The organism is Lentzea sp. NPDC102401 (genome assembly GCF_044765805.1).
Lineage (GTDB): Bacteria > Actinomycetota > Actinomycetes > Mycobacteriales > Pseudonocardiaceae > Lentzea > Lentzea sokolovensis.
The window spans coordinates 390,543-415,928 of the sequence record NZ_JBIWKS010000005.1; the positions used below are offsets into that span (position 1 = coordinate 390,543).

General features: G+C 69.3%; 19 protein-coding genes. 12 read left to right on the plus strand and 7 right to left on the minus strand.

Going from position 1 to position 25,386, the window contains the following annotated elements:
- Positions 1 to 251 precede the first annotated feature (251 nt).
- Genes ACIRG5_RS20770 through ACIRG5_RS20795 form a run of 6 tightly spaced genes read left to right on the plus strand, consistent with a single transcriptional unit; the run spans position 252 to position 9,512 of the window.
- Positions 252 to 4,013 (plus strand): discoidin domain-containing protein, encoded by a 3,762-nt coding sequence (locus tag ACIRG5_RS20770; RefSeq protein ID WP_402907093.1) that lies wholly within the window; start codon positions 252 to 254, stop codon positions 4,011 to 4,013.
- Between the two features lie 52 nt (positions 4,014 to 4,065).
- Complete coding sequence (locus tag ACIRG5_RS20775) at positions 4,066 to 7,368, plus strand: CARDB domain-containing protein (RefSeq protein ID WP_402906794.1); 3,303 nt, start codon at positions 4,066 to 4,068, stop codon at positions 7,366 to 7,368.
- A gap of 60 nt (positions 7,369 to 7,428) precedes the next feature.
- A complete protein-coding gene (locus ACIRG5_RS20780) occupies positions 7,429 to 8,280 on the plus strand; it encodes a universal stress protein (protein WP_402906796.1) in 852 nt (283 codons plus the stop codon).
- 6 nt (positions 8,281 to 8,286) lie between these two features.
- Complete coding sequence (locus ACIRG5_RS20785; RefSeq protein ID WP_402906798.1) at positions 8,287 to 8,712, plus strand: hypothetical protein; 426 nt, start codon at positions 8,287 to 8,289, stop codon at positions 8,710 to 8,712.
- 54 nt (positions 8,713 to 8,766) lie between these two features.
- The gene (locus ACIRG5_RS20790; RefSeq protein ID WP_402906800.1) at positions 8,767 to 9,249 is read left to right on the plus strand and encodes a hypothetical protein; all 483 of its coding nucleotides are present in this window, start codon (positions 8,767 to 8,769) and stop codon (positions 9,247 to 9,249) included.
- On the plus strand, positions 9,249 to 9,512 hold the full coding sequence (locus ACIRG5_RS20795) for a hypothetical protein (RefSeq protein ID WP_402906802.1): 264 nt from the start codon (positions 9,249 to 9,251) through the stop codon (positions 9,510 to 9,512). The genes ACIRG5_RS20790 and ACIRG5_RS20795 overlap by 1 nt, the downstream gene beginning before the upstream one ends.
- Positions 9,513 to 9,559: 47 nt before the next feature.
- On the opposite strand, the gene ACIRG5_RS20800 is transcribed toward ACIRG5_RS20795, so the two are convergent.
- Both ACIRG5_RS20800 and ACIRG5_RS20805 read right to left on the minus strand, forming a co-directional pair.
- The gene (locus tag ACIRG5_RS20800; RefSeq protein ID WP_402906804.1) at positions 9,560 to 10,495 is read right to left on the minus strand and encodes an alpha/beta hydrolase; all 936 of its coding nucleotides are present in this window, start codon (positions 10,493 to 10,495) and stop codon (positions 9,560 to 9,562) included.
- Positions 10,496 to 10,556: 61 nt separating this feature from the next.
- Positions 10,557 to 11,123 carry a TetR/AcrR family transcriptional regulator gene (locus ACIRG5_RS20805; protein ID WP_402906806.1) on the minus strand — a complete coding sequence of 189 codons (567 nt, stop codon included), beginning with the start codon at positions 11,121 to 11,123 and terminating at the stop codon, positions 10,557 to 10,559.
- Between the two features lie 88 nt (positions 11,124 to 11,211).
- Here ACIRG5_RS20805 and ACIRG5_RS20810 point away from each other — a divergent pair, with 88 nt between their 5' ends.
- The gene (locus ACIRG5_RS20810; protein ID WP_402906808.1) at positions 11,212 to 12,261 is read left to right on the plus strand and encodes a saccharopine dehydrogenase NADP-binding domain-containing protein; all 1,050 of its coding nucleotides are present in this window, start codon (positions 11,212 to 11,214) and stop codon (positions 12,259 to 12,261) included.
- On the opposite strand, the gene ACIRG5_RS20815 is transcribed toward ACIRG5_RS20810, so the two are convergent.
- Positions 12,254 to 14,254, minus strand: a complete 2,001-nt coding sequence (locus ACIRG5_RS20815) for a neutral/alkaline ceramidase (RefSeq protein ID WP_402906810.1) — start codon at positions 14,252 to 14,254, stop codon at positions 12,254 to 12,256. The two genes, ACIRG5_RS20810 and ACIRG5_RS20815, sit on opposite strands and share 8 nt — an antisense overlap.
- A 25-nt stretch (positions 14,255 to 14,279) precedes the next feature.
- Positions 14,280 to 15,140, minus strand: a complete 861-nt coding sequence (locus tag ACIRG5_RS20820) for an EamA family transporter (protein WP_402906812.1) — start codon at positions 15,138 to 15,140, stop codon at positions 14,280 to 14,282.
- A gap of 68 nt (positions 15,141 to 15,208) precedes the next feature.
- Here ACIRG5_RS20820 and ACIRG5_RS20825 point away from each other — a divergent pair, with 68 nt between their 5' ends.
- Together ACIRG5_RS20825 and ACIRG5_RS20830 are read left to right on the plus strand one after the other, a co-directional pair.
- Complete coding sequence (locus ACIRG5_RS20825) at positions 15,209 to 16,060, plus strand: LysR family transcriptional regulator (protein ID WP_402906813.1); 852 nt, start codon at positions 15,209 to 15,211, stop codon at positions 16,058 to 16,060.
- Between the two features lie 80 nt (positions 16,061 to 16,140).
- Positions 16,141 to 17,742: a long-chain fatty acid--CoA ligase gene (locus tag ACIRG5_RS20830; RefSeq protein WP_402906814.1), complete on the plus strand. Its 1,602-nt coding sequence runs from the start codon at positions 16,141 to 16,143 to the stop codon at positions 17,740 to 17,742.
- Here the strand turns inward: ACIRG5_RS20830 and ACIRG5_RS20835 are convergent.
- Positions 17,735 to 19,402, minus strand: coding sequence for a helix-turn-helix domain-containing protein (locus tag ACIRG5_RS20835; protein WP_402906816.1), 1,668 nt, complete (start codon positions 19,400 to 19,402; stop codon positions 17,735 to 17,737). The two genes, ACIRG5_RS20830 and ACIRG5_RS20835, sit on opposite strands and share 8 nt — an antisense overlap.
- A gap of 144 nt (positions 19,403 to 19,546) precedes the next feature.
- Between ACIRG5_RS20835 and ACIRG5_RS20840 the strand changes: the two genes are divergently transcribed.
- Both ACIRG5_RS20840 and ACIRG5_RS20845 read left to right on the plus strand, forming a co-directional pair.
- Entirely contained in the window at positions 19,547 to 20,911 is a 1,365-nt protein-coding gene (locus ACIRG5_RS20840) for an MFS transporter (RefSeq protein WP_402906818.1), read from the plus strand.
- A 13-nt stretch (positions 20,912 to 20,924) separates the two neighbouring features.
- Positions 20,925 to 22,538 (plus strand): tannase/feruloyl esterase family alpha/beta hydrolase, encoded by a 1,614-nt coding sequence (locus ACIRG5_RS20845; RefSeq protein WP_402906820.1) that lies wholly within the window; start codon positions 20,925 to 20,927, stop codon positions 22,536 to 22,538.
- Between the two features lie 6 nt (positions 22,539 to 22,544).
- On the opposite strand, the gene ACIRG5_RS20850 is transcribed toward ACIRG5_RS20845, so the two are convergent.
- Positions 22,545 to 23,432, minus strand: a complete 888-nt coding sequence (locus ACIRG5_RS20850; RefSeq protein ID WP_402906822.1) for a LysR family transcriptional regulator — start codon at positions 23,430 to 23,432, stop codon at positions 22,545 to 22,547.
- Positions 23,433 to 23,514: 82 nt separating this feature from the next.
- Between ACIRG5_RS20850 and ACIRG5_RS20855 the strand changes: the two genes are divergently transcribed.
- Complete coding sequence (locus tag ACIRG5_RS20855) at positions 23,515 to 24,762, plus strand: MFS transporter (RefSeq protein WP_402906824.1); 1,248 nt, start codon at positions 23,515 to 23,517, stop codon at positions 24,760 to 24,762.
- Here the strand turns inward: ACIRG5_RS20855 and ACIRG5_RS20860 are convergent.
- On the minus strand, positions 24,713 to 25,369 hold the full coding sequence (locus ACIRG5_RS20860; RefSeq protein ID WP_402906826.1) for a hypothetical protein: 657 nt from the start codon (positions 25,367 to 25,369) through the stop codon (positions 24,713 to 24,715). The genes ACIRG5_RS20855 and ACIRG5_RS20860 overlap by 50 nt on opposite strands.
- Between the last annotated feature and the right edge of the window lie 17 nt (positions 25,370 to 25,386).

Consider the following 25,386-nt stretch of genomic DNA (forward strand, 5'->3'; position numbering starts at 1 on the left):
TGTTCATCCTGCCGCTGGTGATCGCCCTTGCGCACGCTGAGACACCGGTCGGATACTGGAACGAGCACCCGTCTTTCCTGTTCAGAGCGCTATGTCGCAAATTTGCGCAATCACGTCGAGATATTGCGGTAATCTGCTGGACACTTCTACGGTGAGGCGCGCCACACCCCCTCGCGTCCCCACCGAGAAGGGCCAAGCACGCCATGTCATCGACGACACGCGCTCGCTCCCTGCTAGCCCCCTTGATCGCAGTGATCACCGCCGCGGCCACCCTGACGGTCTCCCCCGCCGCCCAGGCCGCACCGGTGAGCCTCGACCTCGCCAAGCAGACCCGCATCGACCAGGTCACGCTCACTTCTTCCCGCAACAGCACCGAATCCTTCGCCGTGCAGACGAGTCTCGACGGCAGAGGCTGGTCGACGCTGGTCGCGGAACAGCCGCACACGTTCCAGGACCGCAAGGTCACCTTCAAAGTCGACCCGACGCTGGTCCGGCACGTCCGCGCCACCAAGACCACCGCGAAGCTCGAAGTCCACGAGGCCGCGGTCAGCGCCCAGTTGCAGGCCACCTACAGCGCGAGCAGCACGAACCAGAGCTACGGACCGGGCAACGCCGGCGACGGCAACCAGGGGACGTACTGGGAGAGCGCGAACAACGCGTTCCCGCAGTGGATCCAGGCCGATCTCGGTGCCGCGGTGAAGGCCGACCGGGTCGTGCTGAAGCTTCCGGCCGACGGCTGGGGCGCTCGCACCCAGACCCTCGCGATCCAGGGCAGCACGGACGGCAGCAACTTCACCGATCTCGTGGCGTCCAGGGGATACGACTTCAACCCGGCCACGGCCAACACCGTCACCATCGACTTCACCGCGGCCACCACGCGGTACGTCCGGCTGCGGATCACCGGGAACACCGGCTGGCCTGCGGCCCAGCTCAGCGAGTTCGAGGTCCAGGGCCCGACGAGCGGTGACACGCAGGCTCCGGCGGCGCCGTCGAACCTCGCCTTCACGCAGCCGCAGGCCGGGCAGATCCGGCTGACCTGGAACGCGAGCACGGACAACGTCGGCGTCACCGCCTACGACGTCTACGCCAACGGCACCCTGCGCACCACGGTCACCGGCACGACCTACACCGACAGCCAGCCCGACGGCCTGCGCGTGAGCTACCACGTGATCGCGAAGGACGCGGCCGGCAACCAGTCCCCCGCCAGCAACACCGTGACGCGCGAAGGCGCCACCGGCACGAACCTGGCACAGGGCAAGCCCGTCACGGCGAACAACAACGTGCACAACTTCGTCGCCGCCAACGCCAACGACTCGAACCTGGCCACCTACTGGGAGTCCAACGGGTTCCCCGGCACGCTGACCGTCCAACTGGGATCGAACGCGGACGTCAGCTCGGTCGCGGTCAAGCTCAACCCGGACTCGGCCTGGGGCGCCCGCACGCAGAACGTCGAGGTCCTCGGCCGCGAGCAGAACGCCACCGGCTTCACGAGCCTCGTCGCGGGCCGCGACTACCGCTTCGACCCGGCGACCGGCAACGCCGTCACGATCAACGCGGCTGCCAGGGTCGCCGACCTCCAACTGCGCGTCACGTCCAACACCGGTGCGCCCGGCGCCCAGGTGGCGGAGATCCAGGTGTTCGGCACCCCTGCCCCGAATCCCGATCTCACCGTCACCGCGACGTCGTTCACGCCGACGAGCCCCGTGGAGACCGACCAGGTCACGCTGAACGCCACTGTCCGCAACGCCGGAACCGCGGCGTCCGGAGCCACCGACGTGACGTTCTTCCTCGGCACCACCAGCGTCGGCACGGCCCAGGTCGGCGCCCTCGCGGCCGGTGCGCAGGCGAACGTCGGCACCACGATCGCCGCCCGTCCGTCGGGCAGCTACGAGTACACCGCCAAGGTCGACGAGACCAAGAAGGTGGCGGAGCAGAACGAGACCAACAACGCCCGCGTCCACCCGGACCCGCTGGTCGTGACCCCGGTCCCGAGCTCGGACCTGGTCGCGGTGCCGAGCTGGTCGCCGAGCAACCCGAGCAGCGGCCAGAGCACCACGTTCTCCGTCGCGATCAAGAACCAGGGCACCATCGCGTCCGCGGCCGGAGCCCACGGCATCACGGTCACGATCCTGAACAGCAGCGGCCAGACCGTCCGCACGCTGACCGGCAGCCACAACGGCGTGATCAACGCCGGCGCCACGACCGCCGCGGTCAGCCTCGGCACGTGGCCCGCCGCCGACGGCCGGTACACCGTCCGCACGGTGATCGCGGGCGACGCCAACGAGATCCCCGCCAAGCAGGGCAACAACACCGGCGAGCAGTCGCTGTTCATCGGCCGCGGCGCGAGCGTTCCGTGGCAGCACGTCGAGGCCGAGGACGCCACCGTCGGCGGCGGCGCGCAGGTCCTCAGTCCGAACAGGACGATCGGCGACCTCGCCGGTGAGGCGTCCGGCCGCCGCGCCGTCACGCTGAACGGCAACGGCCAGTCGGTCGAGTTCACGACGTCCGGACCGACCAACACCCTCGTCACCCGCTTCTCCATCCCGGACAGCTCCGGTGGCGGCGGCATCACCTCGAACCTCAACGTCTACGTCAACGGCCAGTTCCACAAGGCCATCGACCTGACGTCGAAGTACATGTGGCAGTACGGCAACGAGGCCGAGCCCGGCAACTCGCCGGGAGCGGGCGGGCCGCGCCACATCTACGACGAGGCGAACGTGATGCTCAACTCGACGTTCCCGGCGGGCACGAAGATCAAGCTGCAGAAGGACGCGGCCAACACCACGAACTACGCGATCGACTTCGTGAACTTCGAACAGGTGACGGCGGCCGGAAACCCTGACGCGGCCCGCTATGCCGTGCCCGCCGGGTTCACCCACCAGGACGTGCAGAACGCGCTCGACCGCGTCCGGATGGACACGACCGGCACCCTGACCGGCGTCTACCTGCCCGCGGGCACCTACCAGACGGCGCAGAAGTTCAACGTCTACGGCAAGGCGATCCGGGTGGTCGGCGCGGGACCCTGGTTCACCCGGTTCCAGGCCCCGCTCGCGCAGGAGAACACCGACATCGGCTTCAGCGCGCAGTCGTCCGCGAGCGGGTCGACGTTCAGCGGGTTCGCGGTGTTCGGCAACTACACCGCGCGCATCAACGGGCCGGGCAAGGTGTTCGACTTCGCCGGTGTCCAGAACATGACCATCGAGAACATCTGGGTCGAGCACATGATGTGCCTGTTCTGGGGCAACAACGTCGACAACAACGTGATCAGGGACAGCCGCATCCGCGACATGTACGCGGACGGCCTCAACCTGACCAACGGGTCGGCGGGCAACCGGATCGCGAACATCGAGGCCCGCTCGACCGGTGACGACGCGTTCGCGTTGTTCGCCGCCACCGACGGCGGTGGCAGCGGCCAGCAGAACAACGTCTTCGAGAACCTCTCGGTGACGACCCCGTGGCGTGCGGCCGGTCTCGCGGTCTACGGCGGCAAGCTCAACACGTTCCGCAACATCTACGTCGCGGACACGCTCACCTACTCCGCGGTGACGATCAGCTCGCTCGACTTCGGGTACCCGATGGAGGACTTCGGGCCCGAGCCGACGACGTTCAGCGGCCTCACCCTGGTGCGCTCCGGCGGCCACTTCTGGGGCGCGCAGACGTTCGGCGCGATCTGGATGTTCTCCGCCTCCAAGAAGTACACCGGGATCCGGGTGAGCGACGTCGAGATCATCGATCCGACGTACAGCGGAATCATGTTCCAGACCAAGTACAACGGTGCGGCCGAGAACGTCTTCCAGGACACGGTGCTGTCCAACGTGAGCATCTCGGGTGCGCGCAAGAGCGGCGACGCGTTCGACGCCAAGTCCGGGTTCGGGTTGTGGGCGAACGAGATGCCGGAGCCCAACCAGGGTCCCGCCGTCGGTGAGGTCACCTTCAACGGCCTCAGGTTCAGCAACAACTTCCAGGACATCAGGAACACCACGTCCACCTTCAAGATCAACATCAACAACTGATACCCCTGCCGCGAAGGACAATTCAATGAGAAACACGCTAATGAGGCGTGCGGTGAGTGCTGCCCTGGTCAGCGCCCTCGCACTGTTCGGATTGACACCCACGGCAGGAGCAGCGGTCGTCAGGCTGTCCGCGAACCTGACCGCGTCCAGCAGCAACGGCCCGTACGGCCCCGGGAACGCCGGTGACGGCAACCAGGGCAGCTACTGGGAGAGCACGAACAACTCGTTCCCGCAGTGGCTCCAAGCCGACCTCGGCGCCGCGAAGAGCGTCAGCAAGGTCGTGCTGCGCCTGCCCTCGAACTGGGAGCAGCGCTCGCAAACGCTTGCCGCGCAAGGAAGTTCGAACGGATCGCAGTTCAGCGACCTCGTCGGCTCCGGTGCGCGTGCGTTCGCGCCGGGCTCGAACAACACGGTGACGCTGGACTTCACCGCGACCAGCGTCCGGTACGTCCGCGTGACGGTCACCGCGAACAGCGGCTGGCCCGCCGCGCAGCTCAGCGAGTTCGAGGTGCACGGCGAGTCCGGACCGGTCGACCCCCCGCCCGCCGGCGACGACCTGGCGGCCGGCAAGCCGGTCGAGGAGTCCGGGCACGTGCACAACTTCGTGCCGGGCAACGCCGTCGACGGCAACACCGGCACGTACTGGGAGTCCAACGGACTTCCCGGCAACCTGACCGTGAAGCTGGGCTCCAACGCCGACGTCACGTCGGTCGTCGTCAAGCTCAACCCCGGTGGTGACTGGGGTGCCCGCACGCAGAACTTCGAGGTGCTCGGACGTGAGGCGAGCGCGACGGCGTTCGGGACCCTGAAGGCCCGCGCCGACTACCGGTTCGACCCGGCCACCGGCAACACCGTCACCATCCCGGTCTCCGGCCGGGCGTCGGACGTGCGGCTGCACTTCTACTCGAACACCGGCGCGCCCGGCGGCCAGGTCGCCGAGTTCCAGGTGTTCGGCGCCTCCGCTCCGGCTCCCGATTTGACCGTCACGAACCTGACGTGGACGCCGGCCAGCCCCAGCGAGGCCGACGCGATCAGGCTCACCGCCACCGTGCGCAACGGGGGCACCGTGGCGTCCGGCGCGACCACGCTGAACGCCACGCTCGGCGGCACCGTCGCGGGTTCCGCCGCGGTCGGCGGGCTCGCCCCTGGAGCCACGGCCACCGTCAACGTCGACGCGGGCCGTCGGGGTGCCGGGTCCTACGCGGCCGCGGCCACGGTGGACCCGGCCAACCAGGTCGCGGAGACCAACGAGGGCAACAACACCTTCACCTCCGGCTCTCCCCTGGTCGTCGGCCAGGCACCGGGACCGGACCTGCAGATCACCGGCGTCACGCCGAACCCGTCGTCTCCGGCCGCGGGCCAGCAGGTGACGTTCGCCGTGCAGGTCAACAACCGCGGCACGTCGGCGGCGGGCGCTTCGGTGACCCGTGTGGCCGTCGGCGGCAGCACGTTGAACGCCAACACCGGTGCGATCAACGCCGGTCAGACCGTCACGGTCAACGTCGGCTCCTGGACCGCCACCAACGGCGGCGCCACGGCCACCGCGACGGCGGACGCGACCAACGTGGTCGCGGAGACCAACGAGACCAACAACACCGCGACCCAGTCCATTGTGGTCGGACGCGGCGCGTCCGTGCCGTTCACCTCGTACGAGGCGGAAGCGGGCCGCTACCAGGGCACGCTGGTGCAGGCCGACGCGGAGCGCACGTTCGGGCACACCAACTTCGGCTCGGAGTCCTCGGGCCGCAAGTCGGTGCGGCTGGACGCGCAGGGTCAGTTCGTGGAGGTCACCTCGACGGTCAGCACCAACTCGATCGTCGTGCGCAACTCGATCCCGGACGCCGCCGCGGGCGGTGGCCAGGAGGCGACGATCAGCCTCTACGCGAACGACCAGTTCGTGCAGAAGCTGACCCTGTCGTCGCGGCACAGCTGGCTCTACGGCACGACGGACGACCCCGAGGGCCTCACGAACCGTCCTGGCGGCGACGCCCGCAGGCTGTTCGACGAGACCTCGCAGCTGCTCGCGAGCTCCTACCCGGCGGGCACGAAGTTCAAGCTGCAGCGCGACTCCGGTGACAACGCCCAGTTCTACTACATCGACCTGATCGACCTGGAGCAGGTCGCACCGGCCGCGCAGAAGCCCGCGGACTGCGTCTCGATCACGCAGTACGGTGCCACGCCGAACGACCAGACGGACGACGCGGACGCGCTGCAGCGCGCCGTGACGGCCGACCAGAACGGGGAGATCCCCTGCGTCTGGATCCCGGAGGGCAGGTTCCGCCAGGAGAAGAAGATCCTGACGCTGTTCAACTCCGGTCAGTACAACCAGGTCGGCATCCGCAACGTCACGATCCGCGGCGCCGGCATGTGGCACTCGCAGCTGTTCTCGCTGATCCAGCCGCAGGACGCCGGCACGATCAACCACCCGCACGAGGGCAACTTCGGGTTCGACATCGACGACAACACGCAGATCTCCGACATCGCGATCTTCGGTTCCGGCCGGATCCGCGGCGGTGACGGCAACGCCGAGGGCGGCGTCGGCATGACCGGCCGCTTCGGCAAGAACACGAAGATCAGCAACGTGTGGATCGAGCACGCCAACGTCGGTGTCTGGGTCGGCCGCGACTACACCAACCTGCCCGACCGCTGGAACCCCGGTGACGGCCTGCAGTTCAGCGGCATGCGCATCCGCGACACCTACGCCGACGGCATCAACTTCACCAACGGCACGCGCAACTCCACGGTGTTCAACTCGTCGTTCCGCACCACGGGCGACGACGCGCTGGCGGTGTGGGCGTCGAAGTACGTGAAGGACCAGAACGTGGATGTCGGCAGCGGCAACGCGTTCCTCAACAACACGATCGCACTGCCGTGGCGTGCCAACGGGATCGCGATCTACGGTGGCTCGAACAACCGCGCGGAGAACAACATCATCTCCGACACGGCGAACTACCCGGGCATCATGCTGGCGACCGACCACGACCCGCTGCCGTTCGGCGGTACGACGACGCTCGCCAACAACGCCCTGTACCGCACGGGCGGCGCGTTCTGGGGTGAGGCGCAGGAGTTCGGCGCCATCACGCTGTTCTCGCAGAACCTGCCGATCCCCGGCGTCGTCATCCGCGACACCGAGATCCTGGACTCCACGTACGACGGAATCCAGTTCAAGGGCGGCGGCAGCGGCATGCCGGACGTGCAGATCACCAACGTCCGCATCGACAGGTCGAACAACGGCTCCGGCATCCTCGCGATGGCCCAGGCCCGCGGTTCGGCGAAGCTGACGAACGTGACGATCACCAACTCGCGGGACGGCGACATCACCATCGAGCCGGGTTCGCAGTTCGTCGTCAACTAGTTCTGGATCACCTTTAGAACCACCTCCGGCCGGGTATGCCCCGGTCGGAGGTGGTTTTTCATGTCCACGGTCGTTGTGGGGTTCGACGGTTCCGACCTGGCCAGGCGCGCAGTGCTCTTCGGTGCGGAAGAAGCTTCCCGCTGCGGCGGTGCCTTGCAGGTCGTGCACGCCGTGCGCGCTCCCCTGCCGGAGCCCGTGTTCACACCGATGTCCATCCCGGTGCCGGAGTTCGTCACCGAGGAGACGATGTCCAAGGCCGCCGAGGACCACCTCGCCGAGCTCGCGACAGAGCTCGAGGAACGCTGGCCCGACCTCCAGGTAGCCACGCACGTGCGCATCGGCCGTCCGGTCGACGTTCTCGCCGCCGAACCCGGCGACCTGCTCGTGCTCGGCTCGTCCGGCCGCACCGGCATCGCGGAGATGTTCCTGGGCTCCACCGCCGTCGAACTCGTGTCGACCGGCGGGCGCCCCGTGATCGTGACGCGGTCCGGCCCTGTCGACGGCCGCGTGGTCGTCGGCGTCGACGGCTCCGACACCTCCACGGACGCGATCGCGTTCGCCTTCGAGTACGCCGCCCGCCACGGCCGCGACCTGCTCGCCATCTACGCGTGGAACGACGTCGGCTGGGCAGAGCTGCCCGAGCAGGACTTCGACCACGTCCGCGTCGACCTCTCCAAGGTGCTGGACGAACAGCTGGCGCCGCACGCGGCTCGGCACCCCGAGGTGCACGTGGCGCGGGAGGTCGCGTTCGACGCACCCGCACGCGCGTTGCTCCAGGCGGCCGATGGCGCGGCTCTCATCGCCGTCGGCAGTCACGGCCGTGGAGCGGTGACGCGTGCAATTCTGGGTTCAGTGAGCCACGCTGTGCTCCACCACGCGCCGTGCCCGGTCGCCGTGGTCCATCGGAGGTGACGCGAGATGCGCGGGTTAGCGGCCGTGTTGCTGTGTCTGATGCTCGCGTCGTGCGGCCAGGTGCCGCCGGCCCAGGTTCCTGGGCCGAGCACATCCACCGTCGTCAGCTCCGCGTCCGCTCCTGGCACGACCGTGCCGAGCGTCCCGGCACCGGCGCCCCCGTCGTCGGCTTCGCTGCCGCCCACCCTGCCCACACCGTCGCGAGCCCTCGATCCGGGTGTGCAGACGGTCCGGGGCACCGTGTCGGGCGGCGTCGAGTCCGGCTGCACGATCCTCACCGCGCCCGGTGAGCAGTACCTGCTGCTCGGCGCCGACCCCGCGATCGCGATGGCCGGCGCCGTGGTGGAGGTGACCGGGAAGGCTGATCCCGGTGCGATGACCACGTGCCAGCAGGGCACGCCTTTCCACGTCACCAGCACGAAGCGGGGCTGAGGTCTCACCCGTTCGGCTCAAGCTGTGCTGCGCCGCCCGGCGGATGATGAGCAGGTGGAGAGCTGTGAGCCGGACAGACGGCTTGAGCTGGTGTTCTCGGAATCGCTGCGGGCACTGAGCTACCAGGAGGGCGCCCTCGACAACCTCCGCTCACGGGTCACGCTGCTGACCGCGGGCGCGGCTCTCGTCAGTTCCTCGTTCGTCGGTACCGCGTTGCAGGGTCCTCGCTGGGGAGCGGCCACGGTGGTCGCGATCGTGGCGATGACCGGCGTCCTCGCGCTGGCGCTGGTCATCTGCGCACCGGTCTGGCGGTGGACGTTCCTGTCCAGCGCGTCGCGGCTGCTGGGCGCTGTCGACCTCGGCCACGACCTCGACTCGATGCGCCGGCACCTCGCGGCCGATTTCGAGAAGTGGCTGGACGCCAACGAGAAGAAGCTCCGCAAGCTGCAGTGGTGCTTCGTGGCCGGCCTCGTGCTCCTGCTCGTCGAGGTGTCCGCCTGGTGTGTGCAACTCGCCCAGCTGAAGGGGTGGCCGTGATGATCGAGAAACCCGACGAGACCGGTGGTTCCGCGCAGACCGGCCCGGCGCCGTGGCCGGTGGTGGGCCGAAGCATGATCAATTACGACGGACCAGAGTCGACCGGCCAGTTCCCCGCCCCCGTGGGCAGTGCGCCCTGCGCAGGCGACGCAGACGAGGCAGGCGAGCAGGACGGCGTGAGGTGGTCCCGGATCCTGCTCGTGCTGAGCGGGCTGGTGCTGCTCATCGCGGTGGTGGCGGCACTGGTGGTCCTCGTCCTCTGACGACGTTCGGCCCCGCTCCCGGTGGGAACGGGGCCGGGAAACGGCGCCTAGTTCCTCAGGGCCTCGCGCAGGAACGCGATGGCCTGGGTGATCGCGCCCTCAGCGGCGTGCGTGCCGCGCAACGCGTTCAGCATCACGAAGTCGTGGATCACGCCCGCGTACCGGACAGCGGTGACGGGCACGCCGGCCTCGCGCAGCTTGTCGGCGTAGGCCTCGCCCTCGTCGCGCAGCACGTCGGCCTCGGCGGTGATCACGAGCGCCTGCGGCAGACCGGCGAGCTGGTCCTTGGTGGCCCGGAGAGGCGACGCGGTGATCTCGGCGCGCTCCAGCGGGTTCGTCGTGTACTGGTCCCAGAACCACTGCATGCCGTCGCGGCGCAGGAAGTAGCCCTCGGCGAACTGCAGGTACGAGTCGGTGTCGAACGACGCGTCGGTCACCGGGTAGAACAGCACCTGCGCCTTCAACGCGACATCGCCGCGTTCCTTGGCCTGCAACGTCAGCGCCGCCGCCATGTTTCCGCCGACCGAGTCACCGGCCACCGCGACGCGCGAGGTGTCGAGGCCGTACGAGGCGCCTTCAGCCTGGATCCACTGCGCGGTGGCGTAGTTCTGGTTGATCGCGACCGGGTAGCGGGCCTCGGGCGAGAGCGAGTAGTCGGGGAAGACGACGGCCGCGCCGGTACCGGCGGCGAGTTCGCGGACCAGGCGGTCGTGGGTGTGGGCGTTGCCGAACACCCAGCCCGCGCCGTGGATGTAGAGGATCACCGGGAGCTGCCCGGTAGCGCCAACGGGCTTGATCACGCGGACCTTGAAGCCGTCGAGCTCGACCCACTGCTCGTCGACCTCGGGCTTGGCGATCGCGCCCGACTGCACCTCGTCGACGGCCTTGCGGCCCTCTTCCGGGGCGATCTCGAACAGGAACGGCGGCTGGGCGGTGGCGGCGGCGAACTCGGCGGCGGCGGGCTCGAGGACTGGGCGCTTCATGGCTGCTCCTTCGGGTCGGTTGCCATAAAGCTATTGCGCGATTAAATCGTGCACAACGTAATCACGGACTCACCTGGGGCGGGAATACTTCCGCCGCCGAGCGAACGACCAGGTCGAGGCAGCGCTCGAAGTCCTCGCCCGTGTCGATCCAGCGCTCCAGCGCCTCTTGGAAGCAGACTGCGACGAGCCGCGCCACGAGCCTTGCCTCGTCGACCGCCGCTCCGCGCTCTACCAGTGCGTCACAGAGGGCGGTCGTGATCGCGGCGGCCTTGGTGCGTTCGCGCTCCTGCAACTCAGGGCTCGACGCGATCACGGCGCGACGCTCGGCCGTGCGGTCCACGCGTTCCACGAGCAGGGCGCCGACCTGGCGAGCGGCGTCGAGGGCGATGGCCGGCGAGGACCGCTCCGCCGAGGCGAGCACCGCCTCGGCGATCGCGAGAGGCAGCTGTTCCGCTCCGGCGAAGAGCACCTCGCGCTTGTCCGGGAAGTAGCGGAAGTACGAGCGGCGCGTGATGCCCGCGCGTTCGGCGATCTGCGTGACGGTCACGTCGTCGTACCCGTGCTCGGCGAACAGGTCGAGCGCCGCCTGCCTGAGACGATCTTCGGTTCCGGGATCCCACCTGGCCACAGCACACCCTAGCAAGTGATGTCTCAGTGTGCCGTCACCGTGCTAGCCTCGGTGACGGCACACTGAGACATCACTTGCGGGAGTCGTCATGAGCATCTGGGTTCTGGGCGCCACCGGACGCGTCGGCCGTGCGGTCACCGCTCGCCTGCTCGACCGGGGCGAGAGCGTGGTGCTGGTGGGCAGGGAGAGCGAACGACTGCGCGAGAAGGCCGCGAAGAGCGGTCTGCGGGTCGTCATCGCCGACACGGCCGACCGCATCGCGGCGGCGATCAAGGAGGAACGACCGGCTGTCGTCGTCAACACCATCGGCAACTACGCCGAGTCCGCGACCACCATCGCCCGCGCCTGCCTGCCGGGCGGGCACTACCTCGACCAGGCTGCCGACCTGACCGCCGTCCCGCGACTGCTGGCGCTGCACGACGAGGCCGCGGCGGCGGGCAGCACGCTCGTCACCGGCGCGGGTTTCGGCGTCCTGGCAACGGAAGCCGTCGTGGCGGCGCTGTGCGAGGGCCGCCCGGTCCCGGCCGACGTGCGGGTCGACGCGGTCGCCTCGGTGGCCGTGGAGGACGGCCTGCTGGGCGTCGCTCTGGCCGCCTCGATCCTCGACGTCCTGACCACCGGCGGACGCCGCTACCGCGACGGCGAGCTGACGAGGTCCCGCATCGGCGCGCGAGCGCGGCGGCTGCTCCTGCCCGACGGCGAGCACGCCGCGGTCTCCGAGGCGCCCTCCGCCGAACTGCTGGCCGCTCACCGTGCGAGCGCCGCGCCGGAGGTCTCCGCCGCCACCGCGATGATGCCGAACTCGCCCGCGGCCCGCGCCGTGCTCCCGTTCGCGGGACGCCTGCTCGGGCTGGAACCGTTGCGCCGCTTCACGATCCGTCAACTGGCCGGCGTCAGGGGCAAGGCCGCGCCGAGGCCCCGCAAGCACTCCTGGGGCCACGCGGTGGTCACGTGGCCCGACGGCACCACCCGCGAAGGGTGGCTGCGGGCGGACGACGCCATGGACTTCACGGCGGGCGTGTCCGCGGAGGTCGCGGCACGGCTCGCCAGGGGCGAAGGCAAGCCCGGCGCGTACACGCCCGCGGCCGCCTTCGGCCCCGATCTCGCCACCGCCGCGGGCGGCGAGATCATCAGCTGACGGTGAAGCCCGCCGTGGCGCCGGTGAAGCCGGAGATCTTGCCGGTCCAGCCGGACTTCTCGTCGCCGTTGTGCACGATCCGGTAGGTGCCCGCGGGGGTGTCCGCCGGGATCTGCCAGGTGATCGTGGCGTTGGAGTTGGCGATGCCGACCCGTTCCCACTTGTAGCGCGTGGACCAGTCACCGTCGTCGGCGACGCGGGTCCACTGGCCGTTCACCTGCCGCTGCACTTCGAGGAAAGTCCCGTTGCGGTGCAGGTTGTTCTTCGGGTGGCCGGTGACGAACACGGACGTGACGGTCTCGCCGCGACTGTAGGACGCCTTGGGCGCGATCAGCACGTCGCCGTACTTCTTGTCCGCGGGCTTGTCGTCGAGCACGACACCGGTCTGCAGGTTGATCTCGGTGAACGGCGGCTTGCCGGGGTTCGGACCGGCGGGCAGGGCGGAACCGGTCTTCATCGACGCGGCGAGCTTGCCGAACTCCTGCTGGTAGGCGGGAGTGGTGTTGCGGCCGAACAGGGTGGAGCCGCCCTCGTACTGCTGCGAGTCGTACTCCTCCGGCGTGGTGACGTACTGGCTGTAGTCGTTGGCGTAGCCCTGGATCAGCACGTTCTGCACGGGCACGCCCATCTCGGCCGCGACGGCCTTGCGGATGCGCAGACCCGCGGTGATCGTGACCTCACCGGGCACCGCGACGAGGTGCAACTGTCCGATCCGGACGATCTGCAGCGGCACGATGTTCGGCGTAGCGCCGATCAGACCCGTCGGCACCAGGGAGGCCTTGGGGAACTGGCAGTCCCGCAGCCACTGCGGAACCTCCATCTGCAACGGCTCGAAGAGCTTCTTCCACGGCGACTGCATGCCCTCGGAGAAACCGGGGATCGCCGGGCCGTCCTCGACACTGCCCGCGATCGTCGACGCGCCGACGACACCGGAACACGTCGTACCCGCCTTGCCGTCAGCCGTGAACCGGCCGTCGACCTGCACGGCCGACATGTCCACGAAACGCATGCGCGAGTCGACACCGCCGGAGACCGAGGCCTGCGGGCCGTTGTAGATCTCCTGCGCCTTGCGGTTCTGGCGCTCGCCGATGATGCGGGCGTTCTCCCACTCGTTCTCCGTGGGGCCGGAACCGGGCTTCAGGTTGAGGTTCGGCGACATGTCGCCGGCGTTGGTGTTCGGGAACGCCGCCACGAAGCCCGCGGTGTTGTCCAGGTACCGCACGCCCTCGTCGTCGTGCTCCCACTGGTACGCCGCGTACCCCTTGTTGTCGGGGCTGATCAGCGTGTTGGCGTTGGTGATCGACGTGTTGTGGGTGGCGAACCAGCTGATCGCGCCGACGTTGTTGCTGCCCTGCCTGAACTTCAGCACCGTCATCTGCGGGTCGATGCCGGCCGGGAAGGCGGCCTTGTCGGGGTTGCGGTCGAACGCGACGCGCGACCGGTTGACCGAGGCGTTCGTCAGTTCGCCGATGCCGAGGCTGATCGAACCGGGCTTGATGTCCTCGTGCGCCTCGACGACCGACTCGGTGATGCCGTCGACCACGGCCGCCAGCGCCTGCGGCTGCATGCCGAGGATCGACAGGTTGTAGGCGAGGTTGTGCGACTGGCCGCCGGGGCCGCTGTGCGTGTGCGTGGCGGACAGCAGCAGGTTCTCGCGGGTGTAGGTGGTGCCGTACTTGGCCTGGAGCTTGGCGAGGACGCCCTCCTGGACCGCGCGGAAGATCATCGCGAGGTCGGCGTTGACGTACGCGACGCGCTTGTTCGTGGCGCGGTCGACCACGACGTAGGCCCGCGACCGCAGCCGCTGGTGGATGCCCGTCGTCTTCTGGTCGAACTTGGAGTAGCCCATCATGCCGTTCTCGGCGGCCGGACCGGTGACGTCGGAGATGCCACGCCCCACCAGGTACGGCTCGGGTTCCGCCCACGCGAACGGGCCGCTGACCAGCGCCGCACCGACGAGTGCGGCGACCACCGTCAAGACTTTCGTCCGCATGAACACCCCGCTAAGTGAATTGGATTCACATTTCGGGGTTGACGGTAGGTGATCCAGACCACTTCGAGCAAGTCACGGCCAGTGCGTTGGCGGTGACCACGAGCAAGATTCCAGCCCAATGGTGGAGTGCGAGCGTCTCCCCCAGCACCACGAGCCCCGCCAGTGCCGCCAGCACCGGATGCACGCTCATCGCCAGTCCGAACAGGCGCGCGGGCACCTTCCGCAGCGCGATCACGTCCACGGCGTAGGGCACGACGCTGCAGAACACGCCCGCGCCGACCGCGTAGAGGATCGACATCCCGGTCAGCTTCCCGTGCAGGACGAGCAGCACCGCGACCGGAACGTAGAGCGTCGCCGACATCGCGGTCGCGACGGCGGGCGCCTGCAGACCGGGCAGCCGGGCGCCGACCAGGCGGTTGAGCAGGATGTACGCGGCCCAGCAACCCGCCGCGAGCAGGCCGAGCCCGACGCCGAGGTAGTCGCTGCTGGGACCGGGCAGCACCAGCACGTAGACACCGACAGCCGCGATGAGCACGAACAGGAAGTCCTGGCGGGTTCGCGATCCAGCCAGCGCGACACCGAGCGGCCCGAGCACCTCCAGCGTGACGGCGAGGCCGAGGCCGATGCGGTCGATCGCCATGTAGAGGCTGAGGTTCATCGTCGCGAACACGAGGCCGAGCGCGATCGTCGGCCACCACTGCGCCCACGTGAATCTTCGGAGGTTCGGCCGGGCCATCGGGAGCAGCACCGCGGCGGCCACGAACTGACGCACCGCCACGACACCGGCCGGACCGATGGCCGCGAACGCGTGGGCGCCCACGGCGGCACCGATCTGGTTGCTGGCCGCGCTCGCGGTCATCGTCGCGAATCCACCGATGCTCTTCATGCCACCAGCCTGCGGTCCGGGCTTTGACACGGGAAATGCATTGGCCGCGTCACCTATACGCTGGGCGCATGGATCTGCGGCACCTGCGGGCGTTCGTGGCGGTGGTCGACGCGGGCACGTTCACCGACGCGGCAAGGGAACTCGACCTGACGCAGGCGTCGGTGTCCCGTTCGGTCGCCGCATTGGAGGCTTCACTCGGTGTGCGGCTGCTGCAACGCTCGACCCGGCACGTGGCGCTCACCGCCGTGGGCACGCAGGTGCTCGACGGCGCGCGGCGAGTGCTGGACGAGGTAGCGCACCTGCACCGGATCGCGTCGCAGTCGCTGACCGAGCTGCGGATCGGTTACGCCTGGTCGGCGCTGGGCAAGCACACCCGGCGCGTGCAGAAGTCCTGGGCCTCGAAGCATCCTGGGTTGCCACTGGTGTTCGTCCAGTCGAACTCGCTGACCGCCGGTCTCACCGAGGGCACCGCCGACGTCGCGGTCGTGCGCAAAGCCATCGAGGATTCACGGTTCGAGACGGCGTTGCTCGGCACCGAACGGCGCTACGGGGTGGTCGCGACGGACAACCCGTTGGCGCGCAAGCGTTCGCTGAAGCTGGCCGACCTCGCCCGGTACGGGATCGCGGTCGACGACCGGACCGGAACGACCACTCTGGACCTGTGGCAACCGGGCAAGGCGCCTGCCGTCGTCCGCAACACCCACAGCGTCGACGAGTGGCTGACGCTGATCGCCGCCGGCCAGGCCGTCGGCATGACGTCGGAGGCCACCGCGAGCCTGAACCCGCGTCCCGGCGTGGCCTATCGGGCCGTGGTGGACGCGCCGCCGATCGCGGTGTGGCTCGCGTGGTGGAAGGACCAGCCTCCGCAGCACCTCACCGACCTGATCACGCTGGCGTGCGACGCCTACCGCGCGGTGTGAGGAATTGCCGCCAGAGCAGGAGAATGAGTGGAAGGTTCTGCCCTCTCGCCCACCAGGACGCTCACTTAGGGTGATCTTTCATGGACGGGCTGATGCAACCCCGGCCGCTCACCATCGCGCACGTTCTGGAGCGAGCCGAGCGGCTGTACGCACACAAGCAGGTCGTGACGGCCGGGGAGCGGGTCACGTACGCCGAGGTGGCCGAGCAGACCCGGCGCCTCGCCACCGCACTCGACTCGCTCGGCGTCCCGGCCGGCGCCCGCGTCGCCACGTTCGCGACCAACACACGGCGTCACCTGGAGCTCTACCTCGCGGTGCCGATCACCAAGCGAGTGCTGCACTCCATCAACATCCGGCTTTCGGCGGAGCACCTGGAGTACATCGTCAACCACGCCCAGGACGACGTGGTGTTCGTCGATCGTGCCCTGCTCCCCCGAATATGGCCCAGTGCCGCCCGAATGCGGACGGTCCGGCACTGGGTCGTACTGCCTGACGACAGCGATGCCCCGATCCCGGCCGATCCGCGCGTCGTGCACTACGACGACCTGGTCGCGGGAGCCGAGCCGTTCGCGGGCTCGTTCGAGGACTCGTTCACGCTCGCGGACGAGAACCTGGCCTCCGGGCTCTGCTACACGTCCGGGACGACCGGACCGCCCAAGGGTGTGCTGTACAGCCACCGGTCGACGATCCTGCACTGCCTCGGCACGCTCGCGGCCGGTTTCATCGGCCTGTGCGAGAGCGATGTCGTGATGCCGATCGTGCCGATGTTCCACGCCAACGCCTGGGGTCTGCCCTACGGCGCGATGATGACGGGCGCCTCGCTGGTCCTGCCCGGCCCGTCCTCGGATCCGGCTCATCTGTTGAAGCTGATGGAGACCGAACGGGTCACCGTCGCCGGTGCCGTGCCGACGGTGTGGACGAGCCTGGTCACGGAACTGCGCTCGCACGACCTGAGCGCCACGCGGTTCCTGCTCGGCGGCGGCTCGGTGATCGCGCCGGCGCTGTCCGAGACCTACCGGGCGACGATCGGCGTGCCCATCACGCATTCCTGGGGCATGACGGAGATCAGTCCTGTCGGGACGATCGGCGGCACCCGCAGCCGGCACCAGGACGCGCCCGCGGAGGAACAGGTCGCGGTACGGGCCTCCCAGGGCCAGCCGCTGCCGCTCGTGAACCTGCGGATCGCCGACGTCGAGACAGGCGGCGAACTGCCGCGCGACGGCAAGGCCATCGGCGAGCTCCAGGTCGCGGGCCCGTGGGTCGCGGGCGGCTACTTCCGGGTGGACACACCGGAAAGCTTCACGAGCGACGGCTGGCTGCGGACCGGTGACCTCGCCACGATCGACGCCGACGGCTACGTACGGCTCGTGGACCGGATGAAGGACCTGATCAAGTCCGGTGGCGAGTGGATCTCGTCCGTCGAACTGGAGAGCGCCCTCACCTCGCACCCCGACGTGGTCGAGGTCGCCGTGGTCGCGCGCCCGGACCCGAAGTGGGGCGAACGTCCCGTCGCCTACGTCGTCCTGCGCGACGGCAGCGCCACCACCGGCGACGACCTGCTGCGGCACATCACGCCCGCGGTCGCCAAGTGGTGGCTGCCCGACGAGGTCGTCTTCCGGACCGCACTGCCCAAGACGGGGACCGGCAAGCTGTCGAAGAGCACCCTGCGCGCCACTACGTGAGGTCCCGCAACCGGTGCAGCTGAAGGCCGAGTTGCAGCTCCAGGTCGTTCTCGGTGCGCCAGTCGGCACCGAGGACGTCGCTGACCCGGTCCAGTCGCTTGAGGAGCGTGTTGACGTGCACGTGCAACGCGCGCGCGGTCGCCGCGACGTTCGCGCGGTGGTCGTAGTAGGCGCAGAGGGTTCCCACGAGATCGGTACCGCGTCGCGCGTCGTAGTCGGCGAGGGGGCCCACGGACTCGGCGAGGAAGCGGGCGAGTTCACCGGCCCTGTCCACGTCGAAGATCAACGCGTAGAGGGAGTACCGGCCGGTCGTGGCGCCGCGGTCGGTGTGCCCCAGCGCCCGCATGACCGCGCCGCACCGGCCGGCCAGGGAGAACGCGCGCGACCAGTCGTGGTTGACCGCCCGCTCCCCCACGACGACGACGGGAGCACCTGAGGAGCGCCGCAGCCGGCGGTGCACCTCCTCGACGGTGCGGTCGTCGTCCGCGCTCGGCACGATCAGCGTCGCCCGGCCGAGGTGTTCGCCCGCCAGTCCGGAACGGTCCCTGGCGATGTCGTGCAGGTGGCGCACGAGATCGGCGGACGACTCCGGCGAGTCCGCGACCAGGACCAGGTTCAACCGGTCGGCGTTGATGTGCCGGGCCTGGGCGCGCGAGCGCTGGGAGGGGCTGATGCCGGGGCCGCCGACCATCAGCTCGGTCAGCAGTTCGCCGCTGAGCCGCTCGCTCGCGTCGGCGACAGCGCGTTCCTTGAGGATCAGCAGGCCGAGGATGTGCGTGGCCCGTTCGAGCGTGCGCAGGTCCATGTCGTCCGAGACGCCGTGCCCCTGCAACGCCTCGCGGCTCCACGACAGCGCGCCGAGATAGCTGTCACCCGCCCTGATCGGGGCCACGCTGTGAGCGACCCCCTCGGCGTCGACCGAGGTCGTGACCCTGCCGGAGTGGTGTCCGGCGGCCCTGTCGAGCACGACCACGCTCCCGCCGAGCTGACCGGCGAGGACCTGCGCGACGTCGTCCGGCGTGCCGCCCTCCAGCACCACGCCCGTCAGGGTCTCGTGGATCGCCTGCGCCCGTTCGACGACGGTCATGTGTTCCCGCAGGTCCTGCAACGCTTTCCGGCTCTTCTCGTAGAGACGGGCGTTGTCGAGTGCGACGGCGGCGTGGTCGGCGAACGCGCTCAGCAACGCGATCTCGCCCGCGTGGAACGACCGCTCGGAGCGGTACGCGGCGAACAGCGCGCCCACCACCTCGTCCCGGATCACCAGCGGCACACCGAGAAGAGCGACCAGGTCCTCCGTGCCGACCAGCACGTCGAAGCCGGCGTCGTGGTCGATGAGGGTCGAGGCGGCGTAGTTGCGCACCCACTGCGGGCGCCGGGTGGCCAGCACCTTGCCGCCGAGGCCGGCACCGGCCGGGATCGTGGCGCTCAGGAACGCGGCGGAGATCGTTCCCTCAGCGGCCTTGGCCGACAGCCTGCCGTCCGCGACCAGCGAGAGATAGGTGAAGTCCGTGCCCATCAGGTCGTGGGCGTGGCGGACGATCGACTGCAGCACGGCGTCGAGCTCGCCGAGAGCCGTGAGCGACTTCGCCGTCGCGTACAACGACGCCAGTTCGCGCTGACGGCGCACGAGTTCGTGCGACTCACTCGGGTCGATGGTCACGACGCCATTGTTACCCAGACGCCGGTGGTGGAAAGGCCCACCGAACCGACGTCAGGGGTGTGTGATCCAGACCTCAGCCACCGGGTGCCGCCGCCCTAGCATTGGCCGTCATCACCTGCCGGTTCATCGACGAAGGCGGCATGCATGGCAACCCCTCTGGCCCAGCCCGAAGAGCAGTCCGCGACCCGGCGCCGAGGCTTCCGCAAGCTGCTGACCGCGGGGCTGATCGGCAGTTCGATCGAGTGGTACGACTTCTTCCTCTACGGCACCGCGGCCGCGCTGGTGTTCCCCAAGGTGTTCTTCCCGCAGTCCTCGGCACTGACTGGAACGCTGCTGGCGTTCAGCACGTTCTGGGCGGGTTTCGTGGCGCGCCCGATCGGCGGGGTGCTCGCCGGGCACTTCGGGGACAAGTACGGGCGCAAGCCGGTCGTCGTGGCCTGCCTCGCGCTGATGGGGGCCGCGACGTTCCTGATCGGCTGCCTGCCCAGCGCGTCGGCCGTGGGGGCGCTGGCGCCGATCCTGTTGGTGACACTGCGCTTCCTTCAAGGGCTCGCGGCAGGCGGCCAGTGGGGCGGCATCATGCTGCTGCTCACTGAGTCGGCGAGTCCGAAACGGCGCGGGTTCGCTGGAACCTTCGGGCAGACCAGCGTTCCCGTCGCCGTGATCATCTCGAACCTGATCTTCCTGGCCGCCAGTGGCCTGATGCCGAACGACGCGTTCCTCAGCTGGGGCTGGCGGATCCCGTTCCTGTTCAGCGTCGTGATGTTCGCGGTGGTCCTCTACATCCAGTCCAAAGTGGAGGACACACCGGAGTTCCGCGAGCTGCAGAAGGAGGTCTCACGACCGGAACGCGCTGTCGTCCGCGCCCCGCTGGCGCAGGTCATCCGGAGCAGGTGGGGCACGATCCTGCTCGCCTGCGGGATCCTCTCGGCCACCAACAGCCTCTTCTACGTCAGCATCGCCGGACTGCTGAACTACGGCACCACGTCCCTCAAGCTCGACCGCGTTCCGCTGCTGACGGTCGTGCTGCTCAGTTCCGTGGCGATGCTCGCGGTCCTGCCCTGGGCCGGGCACGTCTCGGACCGGATCGGGCGCCGGCCGCTGATCCTCATCGGCGGCCTGGGTGTCGCGCTGTGGGGCTTCCCGTACTTCGGGCTCGTCAACACCGCGTCGCTGCCGCTGATCTTCGTCGCCGTGGTGGTGGGATTCATCTTCCAGAGCCTCACGTACGGCCCGATCGCGAGCTTCCTCGGTGAGCTGTTCGCGCCCAACGTCCGCTACTCGGGCGCGTCGCTGTCCTACCAGCTCTCCGCGATCATCATCAGCGGTGGCACGCCGTTCCTGATGACCGCGCTCATCGCCCAGACCGGCAGCACGATCCCGGTCGCCGCCTACATCACGCTCATGGGGCTGATCACCTTCGTCAGCGCGTGGTTCCTCCCCGAAACCAACCCCGCCGAGGTCCGCGAGGACCCGCTGGCCGTCCCCGGCACGCACCTCTACCACTGAGAAGGAGTCCGGCATGAAGCTCGCCCTGCTTTCGACCGCACTTCTGTTGCCAGGAATGACTTTTCTCGGCACCGCACCCGCCGGCGCGACGACCGCGTGCGCAGACCTGAACCAGGTGAAGATCCCCGCCTCGGTCATCAGCCTGCCGACCACCGGCGGTCGCGTCACCGCGGCCGCCGTCACCTCCAGTGTCGTGAGTGGACAGACGATCGAGTACTGCCAGGCCGACGCCGACCTGTACCCCGTCGACCGGTCCGCGCCCGCCATCAAGATGCGCGTCGCCCTGCCGCACGGCTGGAACGGCAAGGCGTTGATGTTCGGTGGCGGCGGCTACAACGGGACGGTTCCCGCACTGACGGGAAACGTGCCGTTCGCCGCCCCGGACGCCTTGGCACCTCTGGCGCGGCGGTACGCGACGTTCGCGAGCGACTCCGGCCACCAGCAGGGGCCGGCGTCGGTTCCGTCGCTGGACGGCTCGTTCGGCGTGAACGACGAGGCGGTGCGGAACTTCGCCGCCGGTGACGCGCTGAAGAAGACGCACGACGCGAGCCTGTTCCTGATCCGGCGTGCCACCGGGAAGAACCCCGCCGAGACGTACTTCGCGGGCGGCTCGACCGGTGGCCGCGAGGCCCTCGTCGTCGCTCAGCGCTGGCCGCGGGCGTTCGACGGCGTGATCTCGGCCTTTCCGGCGTGGAACAACCTCGCCGAGGGCCTGTACCTGGGACATCTGACGCAGGTCCTGTCCCGTCCCGGCGCGTTCCCCGGCCCCGCGAAGCAGACTCTGTTGTACGACAGCGTGATCAACGCGTGCGACGGCGCGGACGGCGTGCAGGACCGGGTCGTGTCGAACCCGCGCTGCCAGTTCGATCCTCGCGTCCTGCGCTGCCCTGACGGCGCCGACACCGGGCCGGCCTGCCTGTCCGATCCGCAGATCGGGGCCGTGACCGCCATGTCCACGGCGTTCCGGTGGCCGTACCGGGTCGCGAGCGGCGAGACCCAGTACCCCGGTTTCCCGTTCCTGTCGGGAGCGGACATGCGGACGCCGTTCCTCGGGTTCGGCACGACCGCGCCGGCGAACCCCATGCCGGTCACCAGCGGCTACGGCATGCAGTACTGGGACCAGTGGGTGAAGTACTTCCTGACCCGCGATCCCGGCTTCAACTCGCTCGACCTCGATCCGGCACGCCCCGGCAAGTGGCTCGACCGGATCAGCCGGCTCTCCACGATCCAGGACCGCAACGACGTGGACCTGCGTCCGTTCGCACGCACCGGCGGCAAACTGCTCCTGCTCCACGGCTCCGCGGACGAACTGGTGTCCCACCGCTCGACGAACGACTACTACCAGCGCATGCGTGACCTCCTGGGTCCTGACAACACCGAGAAGTTCTCGCGCTACTACCTCGTGCCAGGGGCGAACCACGCGAACTTCGGCACACCCGCGTTCGCCGCCGGGTGGGACTCGCTCACCGCGCTCGAACGCTGGGTCCAGAAAGGACAGTCGCCGTCGAACCCGGTCGTGACCGACGCGGCCCACAACCGCACCCGGCCGCTCTGCGAGTACCCGGGCTGGCCCCGGTACCGCGCCGGAGATCCAGACAGGGCGTCGAGCTTCACCTGCACCCGTTGAACCTGTTCAGCGCGTGAAGAACTCGTGCACCACCGCGATCAACGCCCTGGTCGCGGCGCTGGGCCTGCGACCGGCGGGCCAGGCGAGTCCCAGCGGCCAGCGCAGGTCCGCGCCGGTCACGGTCAGGGTCTTGACGCCTGCCGCGGCGCCGATGACGTAGTCGGGCAGCAACACGACGCCGAGGCCGTGCCGGACGAAGTCGACGCCGGTGTAGATGTCCGACATCTCCACGGTCACCCGGCGCGGCACGGCGCCGGCGGCGAACGCCCGGTCGGCCACGGCCCGGTTGCCGTAGCCCAGCGGCGAGTCGATGAAGTCCAGTCCGGCGAGGTCTCCGATGGAGACCTCGTCCCTGCCGGCCAGCGGGTGGTCCAGGGGCACGACCAGGTCCATCACCGAGTGGGACAGCTCGTCGAGGACGATCCCGGCAGGCACGTCACCGGGCAGCGACACGAAGGAGAGGTCGAGCCGGTGGTCCAGGAGCTGCTCGACGAGCCCCAGCGACCCCGTGGTCGACGCGTTCGTGCGCACCAGCACCCCTGGATGGCGCCGGTGGAACTCGCCGAGCAGCGCCGGCAGGTTGATCAGGTTCACCGAGGTCAGCGTGCCGAGCCGGACCGTGCCGGTGAGTCCGCCCTGGACCTGCGCGACGGCGTCCCTGGCCTCGGTGGCGGCGTCGAGCACGGCCTGGGCCTTCGGCAGCAGCGCCTCGCCCGCGTCGGTCAGCAGGACGCGCTTGGAGTTGCGGTCGAGCAGGACGGCGCCGAGCTCGCGTTCGAGGGTCTTGATCGCGGCCGAGACTGCGGACTGCACGACGTGCACGCGGACGGCGGCGCGGGTGAAGCTGCCCTCTTCCGCGACCGCGACGAAGTATTCGAGCTGCCGGAGGTCCACACCAGCGAGTATCTCAGAAAGTGATGATCACTAGCTTCAACTTTCGTTGGACGTGATGCATCGAGGCACGCAAGGTGGAGGCATGTCCTTGGTCCTCGATTCACCGGTCGCCGAACGACCTGCCGCCGACGTGCGCCACGGCAGGGGTTTCTGGGCCGTCGCCGGCACGTTCCTCATCGCGATGGCCTACTCGACCGTCCCCGCGCCGCTGTTCCCGCTCTACGTCGCGCGCGAGGGCTTCTCGACGTTCGCGGTCACCGTCGTGTTCGCGGCCTTCGCGGTCGGCGTGGTGATCAGCCTGGTGCTGGCGGGCCACGTCTCGGACTGGGCCGGCCGCAAGGCGATCCTGATCCCCGCACTGAGCCTGGAGATCGTCTCCGCGCTGCTCTTCCTGACCAGCACGTCGCTGCCGGTCCTGATCGTCGCGCGGGTGGTCAACGGCCTGGGCGTCGGCATGATCGCCGCGACCGCCACCGCGTACCTCCACGACCTGCACTCGCGGCACCGCCCCGGCGCGTCGCCGCGTCGCTTCGAGATCGTGTCGACCGCGGCGAACATCGGCGGTCTAGGCGTCGGCGCGCTGGTCGCGGGTGCCCTCGCGCAGTACGCGCCGTCGCCGCTGAGCACCCCGTACGTCGTGCTGGCCGTGTTGCTCGTGGTCAGCATCGCCGCCGTCGCCCTCACGCCGGAAACCGTGGTGCGCAAGCGGGTCTCGTACCGTCCACAACGGATCAGCGCCGACCACGGCGACCGCACGGGTTATTTCGCGGCGGCCGCCGGAGCCTTCTCGGCGTTCGCGGTGTTCGGCGTGTTCACGTCCGTCTCGCCGGGCTTCGTGGCGGGCCAGCTGCACCACCCGTCCCGTCTGCTGGCCGGGCTCGTGGTCTTCCTCGTGTTCGGTGGAGCGGCGCTCGCCCAGACCGTGACCGGCGGCCTTTCCCTGTCCGTCCGGCGTGCGGTGGGTGTGGGCGGGCAGGCGATCGGCGTGCTGCTGGTCGTGGCCGGGATGTACGCGACGAGTTTCCCGTTGTTCCTGGTCGGCGGCGCGCTCGCCGGAATCGGGGCGGGCGTGCAGTTCAAGGCGTCGATCGGTGCGGTCTCCGCGATGGCGGCGCCGGAGAAGCGCGGCGAGGCGCTGGCGACGCTGTTCTTCATCGCCTATCTCGGGTTGAGCGTGCCGTCGCTGTCGATCGGGCTCGCCACCCGATATCTCGCGCCCACCACGGTGATGGCGTGGTTCGCCGGGGTCCTGCTCGTGCTGCTGGCCGGGGTGGCGGCGCTCAGTCGACGTGCAGCCGGATCGGGTGCCGGACGTCCTTCTCGCACGTGAGGACGTTCAGGTTGCCTTCGCGGCCGAACTCCCACTCCACGTCGTCACCGGACGGCTCGTGGGTGGCGAGCGAGAGCGTCTGGCGTTGCGCCGCACCGCACTCCGGGCACTCGAACTCGAACGGGCCGGACTGCCACCACGCGGTCCAGCCACCGATCTTCGTGCCACCGGACGTCTTCGTCTCGTGCTCGGTGAAGCGGATCGGTTCGAGCACGTTGACCGTGGGAACGTAGAGCTCCTCCTGCGCGGACGGTTCGGGCTCCTCCTCGATCAGTTCGAAGACCGTCGTGGAGTCGCGCCACACGAGCCGCACGTCCGGGCCGTAGACGTCCGGAAGCTCGTGGTGCAGCGTGCAGAGGAAGACCTGCAGGAGATCGGTGCCGTCCGGGAACGGCAGCTCCGGGAAGTCGCGCCGGTAGAGCTGCACGGCGCCGACGAACGGTTCGCCATCGCTCGCGGGATCGTGTGTGGCGCCGTCGCAGTGCGGCCACGGCTCGTCGATCGGCCACAACATGGGGCCACCGATGTGGCTGTCGGCGTCCGTCGGGTCGCCTTCCAGCGGGTTGAGCAGTACGGCGGGCCGAGCCCGTTCATCCTCGATCGACACGAGCCGTAACGATAGTG